This is a genomic window from Methanocellales archaeon, assembly GCA_028715985.1.
Taxonomy (GTDB): Archaea; Halobacteriota; UBA148; order UBA148; family UBA148; genus UBA148.
Window position 1 is genome coordinate 43,214 of the sequence record JAQUQR010000008.1, and the last position, 17,901, is coordinate 61,114.

Annotated in this window: 19 protein-coding genes; 15 read left to right on the forward strand and 4 right to left on the reverse strand. The window is 47.6% G+C overall.

Annotated elements, in window-relative coordinates; genetic code table 11:
* Nucleotides 1-97 precede the first annotated feature (97 nt).
* The 10 genes from PHI74_07030 to PHI74_07075 all read left to right on the forward strand — a co-directional run bounded on the left by PHI74_07030 (nt 98) and on the right by PHI74_07075 (nt 5,880).
* Nucleotides 98-1,321, forward strand: a complete 1,224-nt coding sequence (locus PHI74_07030; protein MDD5485762.1) for a translation initiation factor IF-2 subunit gamma — start codon at nt 98-100, stop codon at nt 1,319-1,321.
* Entirely contained in the window at nt 1,318-1,677 is a 360-nt protein-coding gene (locus tag PHI74_07035) for a DNA-binding protein (protein ID MDD5485763.1), read from the forward strand. The genes PHI74_07030 and PHI74_07035 overlap by 4 nt, the downstream gene beginning before the upstream one ends.
* Nucleotides 1,670-2,227, forward strand: a complete 558-nt coding sequence (locus PHI74_07040) for a DNA-directed RNA polymerase (GenBank protein ID MDD5485764.1) — start codon at nt 1,670-1,672, stop codon at nt 2,225-2,227. The genes PHI74_07035 and PHI74_07040 overlap by 8 nt, the downstream gene beginning before the upstream one ends.
* Nucleotides 2,224-2,406, forward strand: coding sequence for a DNA-directed RNA polymerase, subunit E'' (locus PHI74_07045; protein MDD5485765.1), 183 nt, complete (start codon nt 2,224-2,226; stop codon nt 2,404-2,406). The genes PHI74_07040 and PHI74_07045 overlap by 4 nt, the downstream gene beginning before the upstream one ends.
* A gap of 1 nt (nt 2,407) precedes the next feature.
* Complete coding sequence (locus tag PHI74_07050; protein ID MDD5485766.1) at nt 2,408-2,980, forward strand: DUF359 domain-containing protein; 573 nt, start codon at nt 2,408-2,410, stop codon at nt 2,978-2,980.
* Entirely contained in the window at nt 2,977-3,480 is a 504-nt protein-coding gene (locus tag PHI74_07055) for a hypothetical protein (protein ID MDD5485767.1), read from the forward strand. Before PHI74_07050 ends, PHI74_07055 begins: the two co-directional genes overlap by 4 nt.
* 2 nt (nt 3,481-3,482) lie before the next feature.
* A complete protein-coding gene (locus tag PHI74_07060) occupies nt 3,483-3,644 on the forward strand; it encodes a 30S ribosomal protein S27ae (GenBank protein MDD5485768.1) in 162 nt (53 codons plus the stop codon).
* The gene (locus tag PHI74_07065; GenBank protein MDD5485769.1) at nt 3,634-4,611 is read left to right on the forward strand and encodes a bifunctional N(6)-L-threonylcarbamoyladenine synthase/serine/threonine protein kinase; all 978 of its coding nucleotides are present in this window, start codon (nt 3,634-3,636) and stop codon (nt 4,609-4,611) included. Before PHI74_07060 ends, PHI74_07065 begins: the two co-directional genes overlap by 11 nt.
* 253 nt (nt 4,612-4,864) lie before the next feature.
* The gene (locus PHI74_07070) at nt 4,865-5,434 is read left to right on the forward strand and encodes an HNH endonuclease signature motif containing protein (GenBank protein ID MDD5485770.1); all 570 of its coding nucleotides are present in this window, start codon (nt 4,865-4,867) and stop codon (nt 5,432-5,434) included.
* A 257-nt stretch (nt 5,435-5,691) separates the two neighbouring features.
* Nucleotides 5,692-5,880 (forward strand): DUF5652 family protein, encoded by a 189-nt coding sequence (locus PHI74_07075; protein ID MDD5485771.1) that lies wholly within the window; start codon nt 5,692-5,694, stop codon nt 5,878-5,880.
* A gap of 245 nt (nt 5,881-6,125) precedes the next feature.
* Here the strand turns inward: PHI74_07075 and map are convergent, their stop codons facing one another.
* Together map and PHI74_07085 are read right to left on the reverse strand one after the other, a co-directional pair.
* On the reverse strand, nt 6,126-6,998 hold the full coding sequence (map, locus tag PHI74_07080; protein ID MDD5485772.1) for a type II methionyl aminopeptidase: 873 nt from the start codon (nt 6,996-6,998) through the stop codon (nt 6,126-6,128).
* A gap of 3 nt (nt 6,999-7,001) precedes the next feature.
* Nucleotides 7,002-8,108 (reverse strand): Xaa-Pro peptidase family protein, encoded by a 1,107-nt coding sequence (locus tag PHI74_07085; GenBank protein MDD5485773.1) that lies wholly within the window; start codon nt 8,106-8,108, stop codon nt 7,002-7,004.
* A gap of 70 nt (nt 8,109-8,178) precedes the next feature.
* Between PHI74_07085 and PHI74_07090 the strand changes: the two genes are divergently transcribed.
* Nucleotides 8,179-8,865: a hypothetical protein gene (locus PHI74_07090; GenBank protein ID MDD5485774.1), complete on the forward strand. Its 687-nt coding sequence runs from the start codon at nt 8,179-8,181 to the stop codon at nt 8,863-8,865.
* Here PHI74_07090 and PHI74_07095 read toward each other — a convergent pair.
* Nucleotides 8,862-10,301: a dihydropteroate synthase-like protein gene (locus PHI74_07095; protein ID MDD5485775.1), complete on the reverse strand. Its 1,440-nt coding sequence runs from the start codon at nt 10,299-10,301 to the stop codon at nt 8,862-8,864. The two genes, PHI74_07090 and PHI74_07095, sit on opposite strands and share 4 nt — an antisense overlap.
* A 37-nt stretch (nt 10,302-10,338) precedes the next feature.
* Between PHI74_07095 and PHI74_07100 the strand changes: the two genes are divergently transcribed.
* Entirely contained in the window at nt 10,339-11,013 is a 675-nt protein-coding gene (locus PHI74_07100; protein ID MDD5485776.1) for a PHP domain-containing protein, read from the forward strand.
* Here PHI74_07100 and PHI74_07105 read toward each other — a convergent pair.
* On the reverse strand, nt 10,999-11,676 hold the full coding sequence (locus PHI74_07105) for a dihydromethanopterin reductase (acceptor) (GenBank protein ID MDD5485777.1): 678 nt from the start codon (nt 11,674-11,676) through the stop codon (nt 10,999-11,001). The two genes, PHI74_07100 and PHI74_07105, sit on opposite strands and share 15 nt — an antisense overlap.
* Before the next feature lie 332 nt (nt 11,677-12,008).
* Between PHI74_07105 and PHI74_07110 the strand changes: the two genes are divergently transcribed.
* The 3 genes from PHI74_07110 to PHI74_07120 all read left to right on the forward strand — a co-directional run.
* A complete protein-coding gene (locus tag PHI74_07110) occupies nt 12,009-12,956 on the forward strand; it encodes a dockerin type I repeat-containing protein (protein MDD5485778.1) in 948 nt (315 codons plus the stop codon).
* 108 nt (nt 12,957-13,064) lie between these two features.
* Entirely contained in the window at nt 13,065-15,410 is a 2,346-nt protein-coding gene (locus PHI74_07115; protein ID MDD5485779.1) for a metallophosphoesterase, read from the forward strand.
* Nucleotides 15,411-15,754: 344 nt separating this feature from the next.
* Nucleotides 15,755-17,901, forward strand: a 2,147-nt coding sequence (locus tag PHI74_07120; protein MDD5485780.1) for a hypothetical protein, incomplete at its 3' end; no start/stop codon positions are given.

A 17,901-nucleotide genomic window follows, 5' to 3' on the forward strand; every position in this document is an offset into this window, starting at 1 on the left:
ATCATGCTTCATTTTGTTTTAGACCGCAAGATACTATTATATGAGATGAGCAAAAAACATATGACATCACATTACTCTTGTTGGAGGAAGTCAAAGTTTGAAACAACCCAGTGTTAATATCGGCATTGTGGGGCATGTGGACCATGGTAAAACCACTCTAGTTAGCGCTTTATCTGGTGTTTGGACTGATCGGCATAGTGAGGAACTCAAGAGAGGTATATCGATACGTTTGGGATATGCAGATATCACCTTTCGAAAGTGCCCCAACTGCGAGGAGCCCAAATGTTATTCCATAGAAAAAAAGTGTCCGCATTGCGGTTCGGATACCAATGAGATTCGAACGGTGTCCTTCGTTGACTCTCCTGGTCATGAAACATTGATGGCAACCATGCTAAGTGGTGCTGCGATCATGGACGGCGCTGTACTGGTCATTGCAGCGAGTGAGCCCTGTCCACAGCCACAGACCAAGGAGCATCTGATGGCATTGGACATAATTGAGGTTAAAAATGTCGTAATTGCTCAAAACAAGATTGATATAGTGTCAAGAGAGGACGTTCTCAAGCATTATCATCAAATAAAAAAGTTTGTGAAGGGCACGGTGGCCGAAAATGCACCCATAGTGCCCATCTCAGCGCAGCACAAGGCGAACATCGATGTTCTGATTAAAGTGATCGAAGAAACGATTCCGACACCGGTTCATGATTTAAACAAACCAGCCCACATGTCCATCGCCAGATCATTTGACGTAAACAAGCCAGGGGTTACGCCAAATAAAATCATGGGGGGAATCATAGGAGGGGTACTAAATCAGGGCTTGCTGAGGGTTGGAGATCAAATAGAGATTAAGCCTGGTAGGAAGGTAGACTTTGAGGGCAAGATAAGCTGGGTTCCGATTAGGACCCAGATAACGAAAATAATGGCCGGGGGGCAAAGTGTCAAGGAGGCCATACCTGGAGGATTATTGGGCGTTGGAACGAAGCTGGATCCATCTATGACCAAAAGCGATGCGCTTGTAGGGCAAGTAGCAGGTCACTTAGACTCACTTCCCCCGGTTTGGGAGGAGTTTGCAATGAGTGTCAAATTGCTTGATAGGGTTGTGGGTTCGCAAGAAGAATCTGATGTAGAACCCATACGCACAAGTGAGTTGTTGATGCTTAGTATTGGAACAGCCACCACGATAGGGGTTGTATCCTCTGCTAGAAATAATGAAATGGACGTCAAACTAAAGCGGCCGGTTTGTGCTCAGCCTGCTTCAAGAGTTGCAATCAGCAGACGAATTGGTGCTAGATGGCGTTTGATTGGGGTTGGAGTGCTCCTATGAGGGCAATTCTCGATACCAACGCATTGATGATTCCCGGGCAATTTGGCGTTGACATCTTCTCTGAATTGGAAAGATTGGGTTACGACCAATTCATCGTTCCTGGACAAGTCGTATGTGAGTTGGAGAGTCTGTACAAAAAAGGTGGCAACAAAGTTGAAGTATCTATAGCGTTATCACTCCTGGATAGATGTGAGGTCGTCGATGCAAAAGGACTCACAGACGATATGATCCTCCAAACCGCCGGGGAGATGAACGCCGCGGTCGTCACGAATGATGCAGAATTGAGAAAGCGATTAAAAGATAAGGGTATAACTACCATATCCCTACGCCAGAAAAAGAGGTTGGACTATGTATAGGAAAATGAGGCTTATAGATACCGTGCGCATCCCACCAGATAAATTGGGTGGTAAAATAGAGCAGGTTGTCAAATCAGCATTAGAGGAGAAACTTGAGGGCAGAACTGACAAAACGCTTGGCTCCATCGTAGCCGTAACAGATGTAGTTGAGATAAAGGGGGGACGCATCCTTGTGGGTGATGGGGCTGTATACTATGACACTACCTTTGATGCAATTGTCTACAAACCGGAACTGCAGGAGATCATTGAGGGGGGCATAGCGGAGATCGTTGAATTTGGGGCGTTCGTTAGCATGGGGCCTGTTGATGGACTACTCCATGTCAGCCAAATTGATGATGATTATATCTCCTACGATGAAAAAAATGCGCGCTTAGTCGGCAAGAAAAGTAACAGGGCGTTAGCTGAGGGCGACAGCCTTAGGGCGAGAGTTGTGGCAGTCAGCTTAAACGAGAGGGACCCCCGGGAGAGCAAGATAGGGCTGACCATGCGCCAAACAGCATTAGGCAAGCTGGAGTGGTTAGAAGAGGCACGTAAGAAGTTGGAAGAATGACTGAAAAAGCGTGTAGAGAATGTCACAGGATTACGAGAGGGCCAACATGTAGCTGTGGCTCCACCTCGCTGAGCACGGATTGGGTGGGATACGTCATTATAATCGATCCCCAAAGATCTGAGGCGGCAAAGAGGATGAATATCAGTCAGCCTGGCAAATATGCGCTGAAGGTGCGATGACTTGGCTCTAACTTTAACCCAAGAATTGAGAGAGCATTTTAAAAAACCTTTTGGCACCCTTTATAAAGGAGATGAGCCCATTGAGAGCCTAAAGCGGGATCTTTGTAATCCGACTAAACTCATCTCCGTCGGCGACGTCGTGACGTTTTATTTGATCAAATCCGGAAAGATTCCTGACATATGCGTGGTGGACGAAAAAATCATGAGGAAGAAGGCTCCTAAAGAGTTGATCCAAGGTACTCAGATGCAAGAGTTCACGCAAAAGTCCCTAGCTAATCCCGCAGGTCAGATCACCAGAGAACTCGTCCTTGTCTTGCATGAAGCTATGGGGCACAGCAAACCGATAAGAATATTTGTACGTGGTGAAGAAGACTTAGCTGCGTTGCCAGCAGTCATTATGGCACCCTTGCATTCGGTCGTCATCTATGGTCAACCGGGTGAAGGCGTGGTATTAGTGCCTGTTGACGAGGGAAAGAAATATGAAGCAATGTCTCTACTTCGACAAATGAAAGGAGATTCGTTGTGCTCTTTGCTGGAGGACATGATGAAAGCAACCCAAGGGAGGCAATTATGAATAGCGAAGTCATAGAAAAGAGATTAAACCCATTGTTGAAAAGGCTGGAAATAACGTTCAAGGTGGACCATGAAGGCGCTACCCCATCTAGAGAAGAGATCAGAAACAATTTGGCTGCCATGCTCAATGCGAAAAAAGAATTGGTCATTATCGAGCGAATGCGCTCGGAGTATGGCAAAAGAGAGACGCGCGGTTACGCAAAAATTTACAACTCTGAGAAAGATCTCAGAGATATTGAGCAGGCACATATAATCCAACGAAACGTCATCAAGGCAGAAGAAAAACCGGCAGAAAAGGTTGAGACCAAGAAGGAAGTTGAACCTGAACTCAAAGAGAAGACACCAAAATCAAAAGAAATCAAAGCTAAACCTGAGATATCAGCAGAAAAGGTTGAGACTAAGAAGGAAGTTGAACCTAAACCCAAAGAGAAGACATCAAAATCAAACCCCAAATCAAAAGAAGCCAAAGCGAAACCTGAGACTAAATCCAAGGGAGAATGACCATGGTCAGCAAATTCTATGATACTGGTGATAAGACGCTAAAGCGAACGAGGCAAATCTGCCCGCGCTGTGGAGATGGTACTTTTCTAGCTGAGCATAGCGACCGGCGCTCATGCGGCAAGTGTGGTTACACGGAGTTCAAGTCTAAAAAGAATGAAAAATAGATTTGTCCTGGGTATAGAAGGGACGGCTTGGAACCTAAGTGCTGCCATTGTCGATCGTACCAATATTGTTGCCGAGGCAGAGTCGCAATACCTGCCTCAGAAAGGTGGTCTGCACCCCAGAATGGCAGCGCAACACCATGCATCTAACATCGGAGATCTGATAAAAAAGGTCTTAGCTGAAGGGGCTGGCAAGGATCTATCTGCCGTCGCCTTCTCGCAAGGTCCGGGATTTGGGCCTTGTCTTAGAACGATAGCGACCGCTGCCAGAGCTCTCTCTCTTTCCTTAGACATTCCGCTGATAGGGGTAAATCACTGCATTGCTCACATCGAGGTTGGCAGGAGGATATGCAATGTGACGGATCCGGTTATATTGTACGTAAGCGGTGGCAATTCTCAGGTGCTTTCTTATAGGGCAGGCAAGTACAGGATATTCGGAGAAACCTTGGACATCGGTATAGGCAACGCACTCGATAAGTTTGGTCGATATGCCGGATTTCAACATCCCGGTGGACCAAAGATAGAGCAGCTGGCTAAAAATGCGAAGAAGTACGTTCCTTTGCCCTATGTTGTCAAAGGCATGGATTTCTCGTTCTCCGGGCTGACGACTGCGGCGAAGGATGCTTTGGAGCATGCATCCCAGGAGGACGTATGTTACTCCTTCCAGGAGACGGCATTTGCGATGCTCGTGGAAGTGACGGAGCGAGCTCTGGCTCATATAGGAAAAGACGATGTTCTCCTCGTAGGGGGGGTCGGAGCCAATGAAAGACTGAAAGAAATGCTCGGCATCATGTGTAAGGATAGGGGCGCAAGATTGTATGCGCCAGAAAAGAAGTTTATGCGGGATAATGGAGTCATGATTGCCCATACCGGGCTGCTCATGCTTGAGAGCGGCGTAACTCTTCCCATCGAGGATTCTGCGGTGCGCCCAAACTATCGACCAGATGATGTTGATGTGGTATGGATATAGGCGGATGCCATTGTTTTTTGATATTACTTATTTATATAACAACTGATTCCATTTCTGTTTTGTTGGATGGGGCTGGAGAACTGAAAAATCCAAATATGTAACATTACGTATTTTAGGGCACATTCAAGTATTAAGCGTAATAAAACTATGCTTAATGTATGTTAAGTTCAATAAATCTGGATTCCTAAAAAATGGAAGGGGGCAATTTCTAAACGCAAAGTTTAAAAAGTATTTAAATCAAATATAATAATACATGGTAGATTCAAAAAATAAAATTCAATTCATTCCTTTGGTTGTTGGATTAATCGTGCTATTCTTTATTGGTTATATACTCTTTATTGAGTATATTGTAAAGATTTTATTACCACCAGAATACCAAATATATCTGTACATTTTTGCAGGATTAATCGTAGTAGTTATTGGAATAATAACCTATTTTTGTATAAAAAACATTGAATTCAGAGAGAGAACCTTTTCAGTTCTCAAGAAGTTACTTGCAGGAATAAGCAAACTTGGACTTGATGTTTTAAAAAACATGGAAAAAGGAGAAAGGAAAGGTAAGGAAAAGAGGATTCCAATATCTAACAAATTAAAAAATAAAGTTTATGATATTGCTGGTGGAAAATGTCAAGAGTGTGGTAAAAAAGGTAATCTAAAGATTCACCATATTGATGGGAATCCATCCAACAACAGACTTACTAATTTAGTTCTTCTATGCGGAAACCACCATGACGATGCAGATAAAGGAGTTATTCCAAAATGGAGATTAAAAAATATTAGAGAAAAACAAGCAACTCCAGATCACACTTCTTATAGAAAATAGAAATTGCCCCTTGATTTTTTGTCTTTATGTATCACTTCGTTCTCAAGATAGATGGACTCCAGATTTACTCTGTGGACGCAGGTTTCCCACACTTTGTATGGGAAACAAGTTAACAGCGATTTAACGGTTCGCTTCAAAAATTTCCAAGAAATTTTCCGCGCTCCCAAATCGCCTTCGGCGACTTCGTTAAATCGCATACGTTATATTCAATTTTGGTCATCACAATATTTAAATAATATGTAACTAATCTATATAACATGGCATTTGACACATCCATTTTAATTTGGCTAATTCCTTTAATTATTTGGGACGCCATTTGGAAAGGGATGGGTTTATGGAAATCTGCAAAAAATAATCAACGAAACTGGTTTATTGCCATTTTTGTGTTGAATACTATTGGAATTTTACCAATTATTTATATTAAGTTTTTCCAAAAGAAGCGATGACCAAAACTCTTCAGAATTTTTTTGCTTCGCAAAAACCGTCTTGCAGACTATTCTTCGTTCCTATCGCAAGAATATAACAGTGATTAACCGACTTCACTCGGTTGCACCTCGTTCCGTCCATATTTTTCGGAGATTTATAATTTTTATATAGTCCGAAAAACATCGGTTAATCGCGCATAAGTTAGATACAGTTGGTGAAATCTCCTATTGTTAATTGCCCTTTCAATTCTTATTCTTATGAAAAGCTACTTTGTTATCACCCTGCATCCGTCCTTTTCCACGATGACCGTATGTTCTGCTTGCGATACCAAGCCACCTGCATCATCTTTGAGCACCGGATAGGAGTGCATTATGCCAGCTCTCTCCAGTTGATTCAATATGAAATCTAGGCGGGGTTGGGGAAGCCACCTCTTTGCGAAAGGAAGCATTTTGTACCCTTCGATCTCGTTCAACAATTTTCTCGCTGCTGGAAGGCGAACCGGCTTGGGTGTCTCCAACCGATATATCTCCGCCGTTCTACTCTCTGAGACATGGCCGGCGCCGTTTGTGGCAAACGGTTCGATCGCTATTATGTCGCCTTCTTTGAGGACGGCTCCATGCAGAACGGATTTGTTTGGGATGGGGGGGGAAGCATGGTGATCCCATCTCGCTAAGCCATGCCCGGTGAGATTCGCAACTGGTTTATATCCAGAGCCTTCTATGGTGCTTTCGATCGCTGCACCGATTTCTGCGGTGTTTGTGCCGGCATGAATGATCTCTATTGCAGAGAGCAATGCCTCTCTGGAAGCTTCGACTAAATCCGCATTGCCGCTCAAATCCACGGTGATGGCGGCGTCAGCGATATAACCATCGACCTGTACTCCTATGTCGAGCTTGACCATGTCTCTCCCGAAGACAGAGATATCCTTGGCAGAAGGCGTTGCATGTGCAGCCTCGTCGTTTCTCGATATATTGCATGGGAATGCAGGCTGTGCGCCCTCCTCCCTGATGGTATTTTCAACGAACTCAGCTAAATCCAGCAAAGGCGCTCCTATCTTGACCATATCCTTTGCTTTTGACATGACATCAGCTAGGATCTGCCCGGCCATTTCATATTTCTTTAAAATTTCATCTTTCATTTATTATATCACCAGTTGCTTTGGAAATCGCGTGAGATTTTTGCATCCCTTGGCGGTCACGAGTACCAAATCCTCCAACCTGACGCCTCCAATATTGGGGTCATATAACCCCGGCTCCACCGTTATGACGTTGCCAACCTTTAACTCATTTCCGTTTTCTGCCAGGGAGGGCCCCTCATGAATATCCAGACCCACCCCATGCCCGGTGGAGTGAACGAATTCATAGCCCCGTTCCCGAAACAGGTCACATGCTGCTTCATGAACCTCTTTTCCCGTCACACCAGCCCTGATCTTGCCAATGGCGATATTCTGGGCATCGCAGACTGCTCGGTACATTTCCTCTATCTCTTTAGTTGGAGTGCCTCTGAGGACGGTACGCGTCATGTCGGCATTGTAACGTTCTTTTTTGAGATATGGGAATATATCGATGATGATCGGTGTGTTTATCTCTATCCTCCCAGATCCAGAGCAGTGAGGATCAGACGCCTGTTTTCCAGAAGCTACGATGATATCATCGGCCCCACACCCTTGCTTTATCAGCTCGTGCTCTATGCTGACTTTTACCTCTTCCGCTGTCAGTCTCAAGAACTCTTTATCGATCTCGGCTTTTCTAACCAATTCTATGGCAACATCCATGGCACTTTCACACGCTCTTTGTGCCTTTTTGATGCTTTCGATTTCGGCTTTATTTTTGACCTCTCTCGATTCCTCCACCAATCTGGTTGGAACCATCTCGAAATCGCGCAACTCCCTTGCAATAAAAAATGGAAAGTTGCTGGGCACTACTATGCGTTTCACTCCCTCTTCGTTGAGCACATCTTTCAGCATTTCTGAACGCGCTTTTTGGGCATCCTTATATTTCTTCAGTAAATCAGGCAGGCCATACTCAGCAGTAGACCTTACGTCCTTGACCCTCGACTCCTTTTTCGCCCTACTGAATTCCATCTTCGAGACGATGATGAATTCTGACTCCCCTTTTCCAAGATAAAAAAACGGGTCCGGCGCCAAAAAATTTGTTAGATAGAACATATTCGCATCACGGATGCTGTCGCTTACAAGCATCAATGCATCTGCATCCATCTCCTTCAGGCGCTTCGCTAGACCTTCCATGCAATTCAATTTGCATAGGTCTTGCTATAACTTTAATACTTTCCTAAGCGCATTTATGGTATGGATTAACATGAAAAAACAGCTTACGATTTTGATAATCCTCTTGGTCATCATGACTACGGTGATCGGGTGCTTGGAGCCGAGGGAGGTGGAGGCGGCAAGGGTTAATCCTAAAACCCTAAGCGACTTGGGTTGGGTCCAGGTTGGGGATGTAACAAAAGATTCTATCAAGTTGGAGTGGTCAGTCACCCTGACGATAAATTCAGCTGCCATGTCCTACAAGGATGGAGAACTGGAGGGCAGGGTAAAGCAAGAGACACAGATCTCAGGCATCACTTCTCAGCTGATGACCGTGCGATTGGCCTTGCCGGTTGGTCTGGATTTCTTGACAAACCAGTTGATTGATAGGGCATTTGATCTGATCGATAGCCAGCTGATGAGCACGGTCCAAGGCATGGGTGTGTCAGACTTTCATAGGACTGGCGACCTGACATTCACAAACGTGCATGGAGAAACTGTGAAAGCGCGTGTCTATGAGGGCATCATGAAATATGAGGGCGGATCTATGGCGGTAAAAGGAGCTCTGGCGGTATGGAGTAGCGACGGCTCCATTGTGGCCACTGCAGGATTGGTGCCCTATGAGGACGTAACATATACTGCAGAAATTGGGGGGACGAAAGTAACTCAAACTTTAGTCCAAATAGATGGAGATGCGGAGTTCGGCGAATTGATCACATTGATGCAGAACGTGATTTAGAAGTCATCATCTTGGGTATAACTCCTCCCAAATCTTAGCGCGAGTTCCGCCTTCATAAGCTCCCTTCCAAGATAAGCGGCATGCTCCGTCAAAGACACCAATCCGAGGTCAGATATGGTGTCGCAAATGGCTTTCGCACTGGTGCCAACGATGGAAGCATCCTCATGATTGGCGATGATTTTTCCATCTCGGAGAGCGATACTGAAAAAGCCTTTTGGATCCTGTCGGGCTGCATGCGGCTTTGCTTTGATCGGTTTGTTGATTTCCATATCGCTTGTTCTGTGCCTTTTTTCCTTGACGACCAGCAGGTCCAGCCCAAGGTCCTTCGGTGGCGTGCACCTGTCTCTTGCGAGGAGCATCATTTGCGCTGCTGTCTTCAACTCAGAAATGCTTCCGCTGGTTTTAGCGCTATATTGGGGGGTGAAAAGTATGTTGGCACCTACTTCCATCGCGACTCCAGCTAAGATTGCATTGATGCCGATGGAATCGGCATCTATCAGCTCGGTGACGTTTCCAACCCCGAAGAATAGGGGCAGATCGCTCTTTTGCCTGAAACTGTGGTAAGCAACCAAAGAATCGATCAAGCCTTCTCCAATAGGTCGCAGGATGGGATCTGCAATGATATTTTCAAGCCCGGTCTCTTGGGCCAGCCTGATGTTTTTCTGTAGGGATTCTAGGTCGCTATCTGGTATGATGACTGCCGCTGTGCCTTGATCTGCAATTGCCTTGCCTGCTGCTTTTAAGCCATCGCTGTTCAAACTGAGCACCATATCCACATCTGTGGTTTCTAGAGTAGCTAGGATTAAATCCGGGTCTAGGGTATCGATGCTGATCGGAGTTTTCAAGTGAGATACGGCATCTACCGAATTTATGACCTCTACGGGGGTGGCATCCATTGCAACTCCCATGTCTATAATGTCCGCACCTTGTGCGATGAAATCCCAGGCAATCCTCTGAAGTTTCTCCTCCGGCATGCTCGTCGCATCTACGATTTCCCCCATCACCTTCATCATCGAGTTGCCGCCAATCTTCAGATCTCTGAGCTTAAACTTATATCCTGCACTCTTTTCTAGTTCATCGGCTTTTTTCACCGCTTCTTCATATTTTTTGGTAGACAATAGCTGGCAGGCTGGTACTGTGTGAGAGAACTCAATACCGTCCGCCTGAGAGAGCACTCTATTCAAGTCGCATGCATGTTTGGGCCCAAGTCTGATTTTCACGCCAGTCTCCTCCTCCAGCTTTGAAAAATCACCGGCAGATAATCCAGGGACAAGTATCAAATCATAATTGTCATTGGAGACGGGCACGGAACTTAGCAAATCCGGCGTAATAAACGCCGCTACATCGACATCCAACAATAGCACATCTGCACTATCGCCCACTGCTTTTTTTACCGTCTGATGGGCCTTGCGTCCGCTAACCACTAGGACTTTCATGGTATGTATTATATCTTTTTAAGACAAAACCCTATTCATGGTGCTCAGATTTGATCTTCATATCCACTCATGTTACTCACATGACGGTTACGACTCTGTTGATAGGATTCTCATGCGAGCCAAAGAGATCGGACTGGATGGAATCTCGATCACAGACCATGATACTGTCCGTGGCGGACTCGTTGGAATCCGGATGGCAAAGAAGCTAGGTCTTGACTTGATGGTGATACCCGGCGTGGAAATCTCAACTGCCCAAGGCCACATAATGGTGCTGGGCATTAAGGATGATATCCCTCTGGGCATGCCTCCGGATAAGACAATTGATATGGCAAAGGCTCTGGGCGGAACTGTAATAGTGCCCCACCCGTTTCATCCGTTTCGCCATGGATTGGGCTACATTCCAGATGGCATAGATGCGGTTGAAATATACAATTCAAGGTTTATCCTGGGCCATTTTAATGAGAAAGCAAGAAAACAGGCTGTGGATAAAAACCTGTCCATGGTTGCAGGATCCGATGCCCATATTTCAGAGATGGTCGGATATGGCATAACGAAGATTGACTCTGAGCCTTCCGTGGATAAGGTACTTCAAGCCATTCAAGCAGGCGATACTCAGATTGAGGGTAAGAAGACCCCAACGAGGTCATTCGCAAAACAAACGTTAAAGTCTAATCTTCGCCATATGCGAAGATTTTTTTCAGAACACCTTTAGTAGGTCAATGGGAGCATCCAAAACGAAGACATCTTCCATAGAGCGCAAAGCATTCACATTTTTAGCATCTATGTCCCGCACGTGAAATTCGACAAATCCTTTTCTGATGGCGTTATGGGGGCAGTATTTCACGCAGATGCCACATCCGTCACATTTTAGAAGATCGATTTGCTCTGCAATAGCGGGGCAATGTCTTTTTGGAATGCAATCCTCGCATTTTTCGCAAACTTTTCTGTCCATAAAATAAGGCGTCTCAGATTTGATGCTGCCGGATACATCCACAGGCATGATATGGACGGGGATTCTTCCTTTAGACGCCAGTGCTACTGCATTTGTGATCAGCGAGTCTGCAATTCCGTGTACTATCTTTGCAACGGTGTTTGATGTCGCGGGCGAGATTACCAGTGCATCATACCTTCCCAAAAGAAAGCGGCCTGTCTTTGGAAAACTCTTACCCATCTCGCTTTCCAGGAATATCTCCTCCAGATATCTGCCGCAAGATATAGTGGTCAATTTATCCAACAAGCCATACATTTGTAAAACCTCTTCTCCTGCCGAGGAAACGAGAATCGTGACTTTGTGTCCCCCTGCTAACTTCTTGAAAACCTCATAACTCTCTCTCAGAAAATGTCCTGCACCCGTGATGCCCCACGCAATATTCATTCCTTTACCTCAGTTCTTTGTATTTTTTCTAACTTGGTTATCGTATCCAAGTAATCCTCTATTAGCTTAAGAAATATTAACTCGTTGCTTTGTTATGTTTTTGTTTTTTACGATTTTCCTCGTTCATGCGCTCCCACTTATTTTGACCAAATGATGTTATAGAATGGTGTAATCATTCGTAACCGAAAGTCATTTATATGGAGTAGTAAATATCTTCATATCGTCAAATAGTAATCTTGTCGCCAAACGGCAATATTGTCGGCAAATGGCAGCTATTTGCATATCAGAGAAGCTGAAAAGCTACGAGATGGAGATTAGGAAAGGGATATGCGATGAAAATTGGGAAAGGGACGATACTGGCAATGCTGTTGGTATGCATTGCAATGGTGATTTTAGTGATGCCCGTTCAGGCATATACGACGGAAGTGCACGTGGTAAAGTATGCCTCGGATGAAACGACTATACTGAACGAGACGAATGTGACCTATCAGTGGATGAGAGACAACCTGCCCATCATGGACGAAGGGAACCTTTACGGTACTACTTACACGCACCACTACTTCCAGGGCCCCACCTTTGATCTGGGAAATCTCTGGGATCCGCCAGAGAGTGTCAACGTGGATAGCAGGGATTACGGAGCTGTTGCCGGGACGGATGTCAAGGACCTGTGCGAGTTAGTGGGGGGCATGTCTCCCGGCGATAGGGTGAAGATCAAGTCACCTGACGGCTTCTACAAGTGGTTCGACTACGCCGTCGCCTACAACGACCACGGCAACGAAACGCTGGACAGCAGACAGGGACCGATGGTCCTCGCCTGGTATAACGGCGAGGAATCAATCACAGGTGAGCACCAAGGCGTGGGCTATCCCGATACAGGCTATACTGTGGGCATGAGGCTCCACTTCTTCGCTGATACTAGTACGAATCCCTGGGGTTATCATGCATTCGGTCTTTGGGACATGCACGAGTGCATGGATGAACAATACTGGCATTACTATTACGACGGCACCTTATGGCCGTCCTCAAGTGGCCTCTCGGTGAAATGGGTCGGCTCTATTTTGATCTACAGCAATGAGTCGCCCCAAGGTCTCCTCGGCGACGTAAACAATGATGGCGTGGTGAACGTGCTCGATGCGACCAAGGTGAAGAACCGTGCCGGCAACCCATTCTACCCCCTGGATAACGAATGGGCCGCAGATGTCAACAGCGACGGCATCATAAACGTGCTCGATGCGACGAAGGTAAAGAACCGTGCCGCAGATCCGAACTATCCCTGGTAAAGGATACGATGGATGCGAGGATGTGACTCTGGGCGGTAACAGCAAAAAAAGAAAAGAAAAACAAAAACAGACCCTGAAAGTGATGAATAATTGAGAAGGTAAAAGAGAATGGGAAAACACACGCCGTTATTGGTGTTGTCATGCCTTGCCATCGCACTGCTGCTCTTAGCCTCTCCGGCCCAGGCATCGACGATCTGGTACGTGGATGATGACGGAGGTGCGGACTTCACCACCATTCAGGACGCGGTGAATGCTTCCGCTGAGGGGGATACGATCATCGTGAGGGATGGCACCTACTACGAGAACGTGGTGGTGAACAAGTCGTTAACGATCAAGTCTGAGAACGGCTCAGATGCGGTTGCGGTGATAGCTGCTGTCTCCAGTACGCCCGTATTTGACGTGAACGCCAATAATGTAACGATCGAGGGATTTGCCGTGAGCGGCCCCACAGACGAGCACGTTGCAGGCATCGAGCTTGTTGACGCAAACTCCTGCACGATCGTTAACAACGACTGCTCCGGATGCTACAACGGCATCCACCTCGGCGGCACTGCGACCAACGACACCGTAACAAGCAACTACTGCCATGACAATACGAGAAGAGGCATCAGCCTCAGGGATGATGCAACGGGCAATTTCGTATCCGAAAACACCTGCGAGAACAATGCAGACGATGAGATCTGCATCAAGGATCAAACCCACGACAACTTCATCTGGCTGAACGACTTCATGGGCAGCGTTGAATGCTTAACCGATAACACCTACCACTCACCCACACAGCTCGCCTATAACTACGAAGGTGCCCCCTATACGAACTACTTAGGCAACTACTACAGTGGTTACGCTGGAGTGGATAGCGATGGCGACGGCATCGGTGATACGCCCTACAGCTTTGACGATTATCCCCTGATGGAGCCCTTCGAGAACTACACCATTCTGACATCTGTCATCATCTCACCATCATCCGCGACCTTGTATCCTTGCAATACACAGCAGTTCACGGCAACCGCATACGACCAGAACCATGAGGAGATGTCTGGCATTGTGGTTACCTGGTCGAGCAGCAACGAGACAGTCGGCACTATCACTGAAAACGGCTTGTTCGAGGCGAATGCGACTGGAACTGCAACGGTTACCGCGGCAAACGGAACCGTGAACGGAACGGCAATGGTGTTGGTGATCCCCGCTCCAATCACGCTCTGGGGACCCTACGTCACGAAGACCACGACGAACTCAACGGTGATCAACTGGAAGACCGAGAATGCGACGTCTGGAGTCGTCAGCTATGCAACGGATGCTTATTACCAGGAGCACGGCGGCTACGACCATGCCGTTGAAGATACCGAGGAGAAAGAGCTGCACCACCTCAACATCACCAACCTGACGCCCAACACGGTTTATCACTATCAGGTATGCATTGGAAACGAGTCCACCAGCGACTGCACCTTCAGGACGTTTTCCACTCAGGGATCGTTCACCTTTATCGTCTACAGCGACTCGCAGGAGCCGCAGGGCGATCCTGAGGCAACACAATTGACCCGACACAAGCTCGTCGCTGATCGTATCGCGGAGGAGGAAAACGTGATGTTCGTGCTCCACTGCGGCGACCTGGTGAACGACGGCAGCGACCTGGAGGAATGGAACAGGTTCTTCGAGGCTGGCCGTGCTATGATGTCCACCACCACCTTCTACACGACGCTGGGGAACCATGATTACCATCCGGTGCAGAACTACTATGACGCCTTCGGCGTGCCTGAGTGGTACTCGTTCGACTGCGGCAACGCTCACTTCACCGTGCTCGATAGCAACGATCAGGCGGACGTAAATAGTGAGACCACATGGCTTCAAAATGACCTTACCACGAGTGCGGCCTGGAAGTTCGTCTCATTCCACCATCCGCCTTACAGCTCGAGTGCCAGTCATTACGGCGGCTGGGCTAATTGGCAGAGTCTCTGGTGCCCCATATTCCTCGATCACGACGTGAACGCGGTCTTTAACGGGCACGTGCATGCCTATGAACGCTTACAGGCCGATGGGATCAATTATGTGGTCGCAGGGATCGGCGGTGGCCCGAGCTACGATCTGGCGGAGCCGCGGATACCCGAAAGCCAGAACAGCCTGGAGGGGACTCTGGGATACGTGAAGATCACCATCGATGTCAACCAGGCGACGCTGGAGATGATCGAGGTTGCCAACCTATCGAGTGGCGAGGTTGAGCTCTATCCACCGAATACGGTCTTCGAGACCTTTACCTTCGGGGCACTCCTTGGTGATGTCAATAACGACGGCATCATAAACGTGCTGGACGCGACGAAGGTGAAGAACCGTGCCGGCAACCCATTCTACCCCCTGGATAACGAATGGGCCGCAGATGTCAACAGCGACGGCATCATAAACGTGCTGGACGCGACCAAGGTGAAGAACCGTGCCGCAGACCCTAACTATCCCTGGTAATGGGTGGATGCGGTGATATGCCGTACATAGGCGGTAACAAAAACAGAAAGAAAATGCAATGAGAAAACCACGCATAACAGCGATTTGACCACCCTAAAAATCTAGATATCCCCAGTTGATTATGGGAAAAATCTTAAGCTGGCATTAAACGGCATAATCATTCATAACCAAAAGGTATTTATATGGAATGGTAAATATCTGCATATAGCAAATAGCAATCTTGTCGCCAAATGGTAATATTGTCAACAAATAGTACCTATTTGCATATAGAAGAAGCCGATGAAAGGCGACGGGATGGGAATTTCCCCTTTTTTGGGGAACAGTTCGAAAGGAGATAAAAGAACATGAAAAGAGCAATATTGGTTTGTACGATCGCACTGCTATGTGCGATGCTGGTGATGCCAACAGCATCAGCAGCAGATGAGATAGTCTGGGAATACAGCACTGGACTCAACGGGCCATTTGATGCTGAGCGTCTAACAAATGGCAATACGTTGATTACTGATGGCTTTAACAATCGTGTCATTGAGGTGACCCCGGCCGGCACCATCGTCTGGCAATACAGCGGACTCCTCCAGCCGACGGATGCAGATCGCTTGTCAAACGGCAATACGTTGATTGCTTATTGTGATGGTGTCATTGAAGTGGCCCCGGACGGCACCACCGTCTGGGAATGCATCGGACACTACCCAATGGAAGCTGATCGCTTGCCAGATGGCAATACGTTAATTGCCAGTACTGACAATCCAGGTCATGCCATTGAAGTGACCCCTGACTGCACCATCGTCTGGGAATACATCACCGGAGATTTTCCGACCAGTGTCGAACGATTGTCAAACGGGAATACATTGATCGTTGATCAGTTTCTTGACCTCGTCATTGAAGTGGCCCCGGACGGCACCACCGTCTGGGAATACACAGCTATGTTCCCGGCTTGCGCCAAGCGTCTACCGGATGGCAATACGCTGATTTCTAATTTTGGTTTTGGATCTGTCATTGAAGTGGATCCTGATGGCACCACCGTCTGGGAATATCCTTGTGTCATGCCATGGGGTGTCGAACGCTTGTCAAACGGCAATACATTGATTGCTGATAATGGCATGAACAGTGTCTTTGAAGTCGGCACGCCGATCCCTGACTGGAACCTCACCCTGAACGGCGTCCACACATACGTCGTGACGCAGCAAGAGTTCGAGGACGCCATACCCTTGGCAACCTCCTTGGGATACTATACAGAATATAACGATGGTATCGATGTCTGGGGAGGCTTGCCTTTATGGATACTGGTCGGCTTCGTTGACGGCGACTTCTATGATGAGTACCCGTATGATGTATCAGGAAGCATTGACGCTGAGGATATAGACTTAGGCTTTAACGACATGGCGGCGGCAGAAAGAGCTTATGATGCCAAGCTTACCGCCAGTGACGAGAGTACGGTGACCATTGACCCATGGGATCTCGCCCGTAACGACTACATATTTGTAGCCAACACCAAGAACGGTGCTCCACTGCCGGAGGGGGACTGGCCGCTACGGCTGGTTGGATCTGATGTCGATTATTTATCCCTCTCAATCTCGTGCATTACTGAGATTGAGCTGGTCGGCCTCTACGAAGAGGAAACCTGGAACCTCACCTTAACCGGTGAGCTCACCGACACCATCAATCGCACCTCCTTTGAAGAAGGCGCAGCCTGTCACAACGTCAGCTGGAATGACGGCACCAACACGTGGGCCGGCATACCCTTGTGGCGTCTGGTCGGCTGGGTGGACGATCTGGACCAGCATGATTTCAACGACGCTCTCGCAGACTCGGGATATGAGATCACGGTGATCGCAGGCGATGGCTACAGCAAGACCTTCGACAGCTCGCTCATAAAGAGAAACGACGATATCTTCTTGGCCAACGAGCTGAACGGAGAGCCGATACCTGAGGAAGACTCGAGCTATCCTCTCAGACTCATGGGCTCTACCCTGACCTCAGGGCAAAAAGTGAGGAACGTGGTGGAGATACAGCTGACCTTCCCTGTTCCCTGGGACGCTTATCTCGTCCCTTCAGCCAGCACGGGTGACTATAATGAAGATACAGAAGTCGAGCTCTGGGTGGACTATGATGACACAGGCTTGACATACGGTGCCCTTGCCTACCAGTTTGACCTTCACTTCGATCCGAGCTGCGTGAACATCACCTCGGCAGACTTCAGCACCAGTCCCTTCGGCTCCCACATGTTCACCCCCTACGCTCCTGGCGTGGTTCGAGTCCTGGAGGATAACTATTTAACCATGACACCCATCTCCGCAGGCACCTACAAGCTGGCAACCCTCACCCTGCACGGCGAATGCCTGGAGGACGGCACCTCGGACCTCCTGTTCGATCCAACCTGGTGCACCGTATCTGACACCGATGGCAATCCCATAGAGAACAGATACACGAACGGCACCTACGCCTGCACGGGACCCCGCCCAGACCTAACCATCACCGCGAAGTCAGAGGC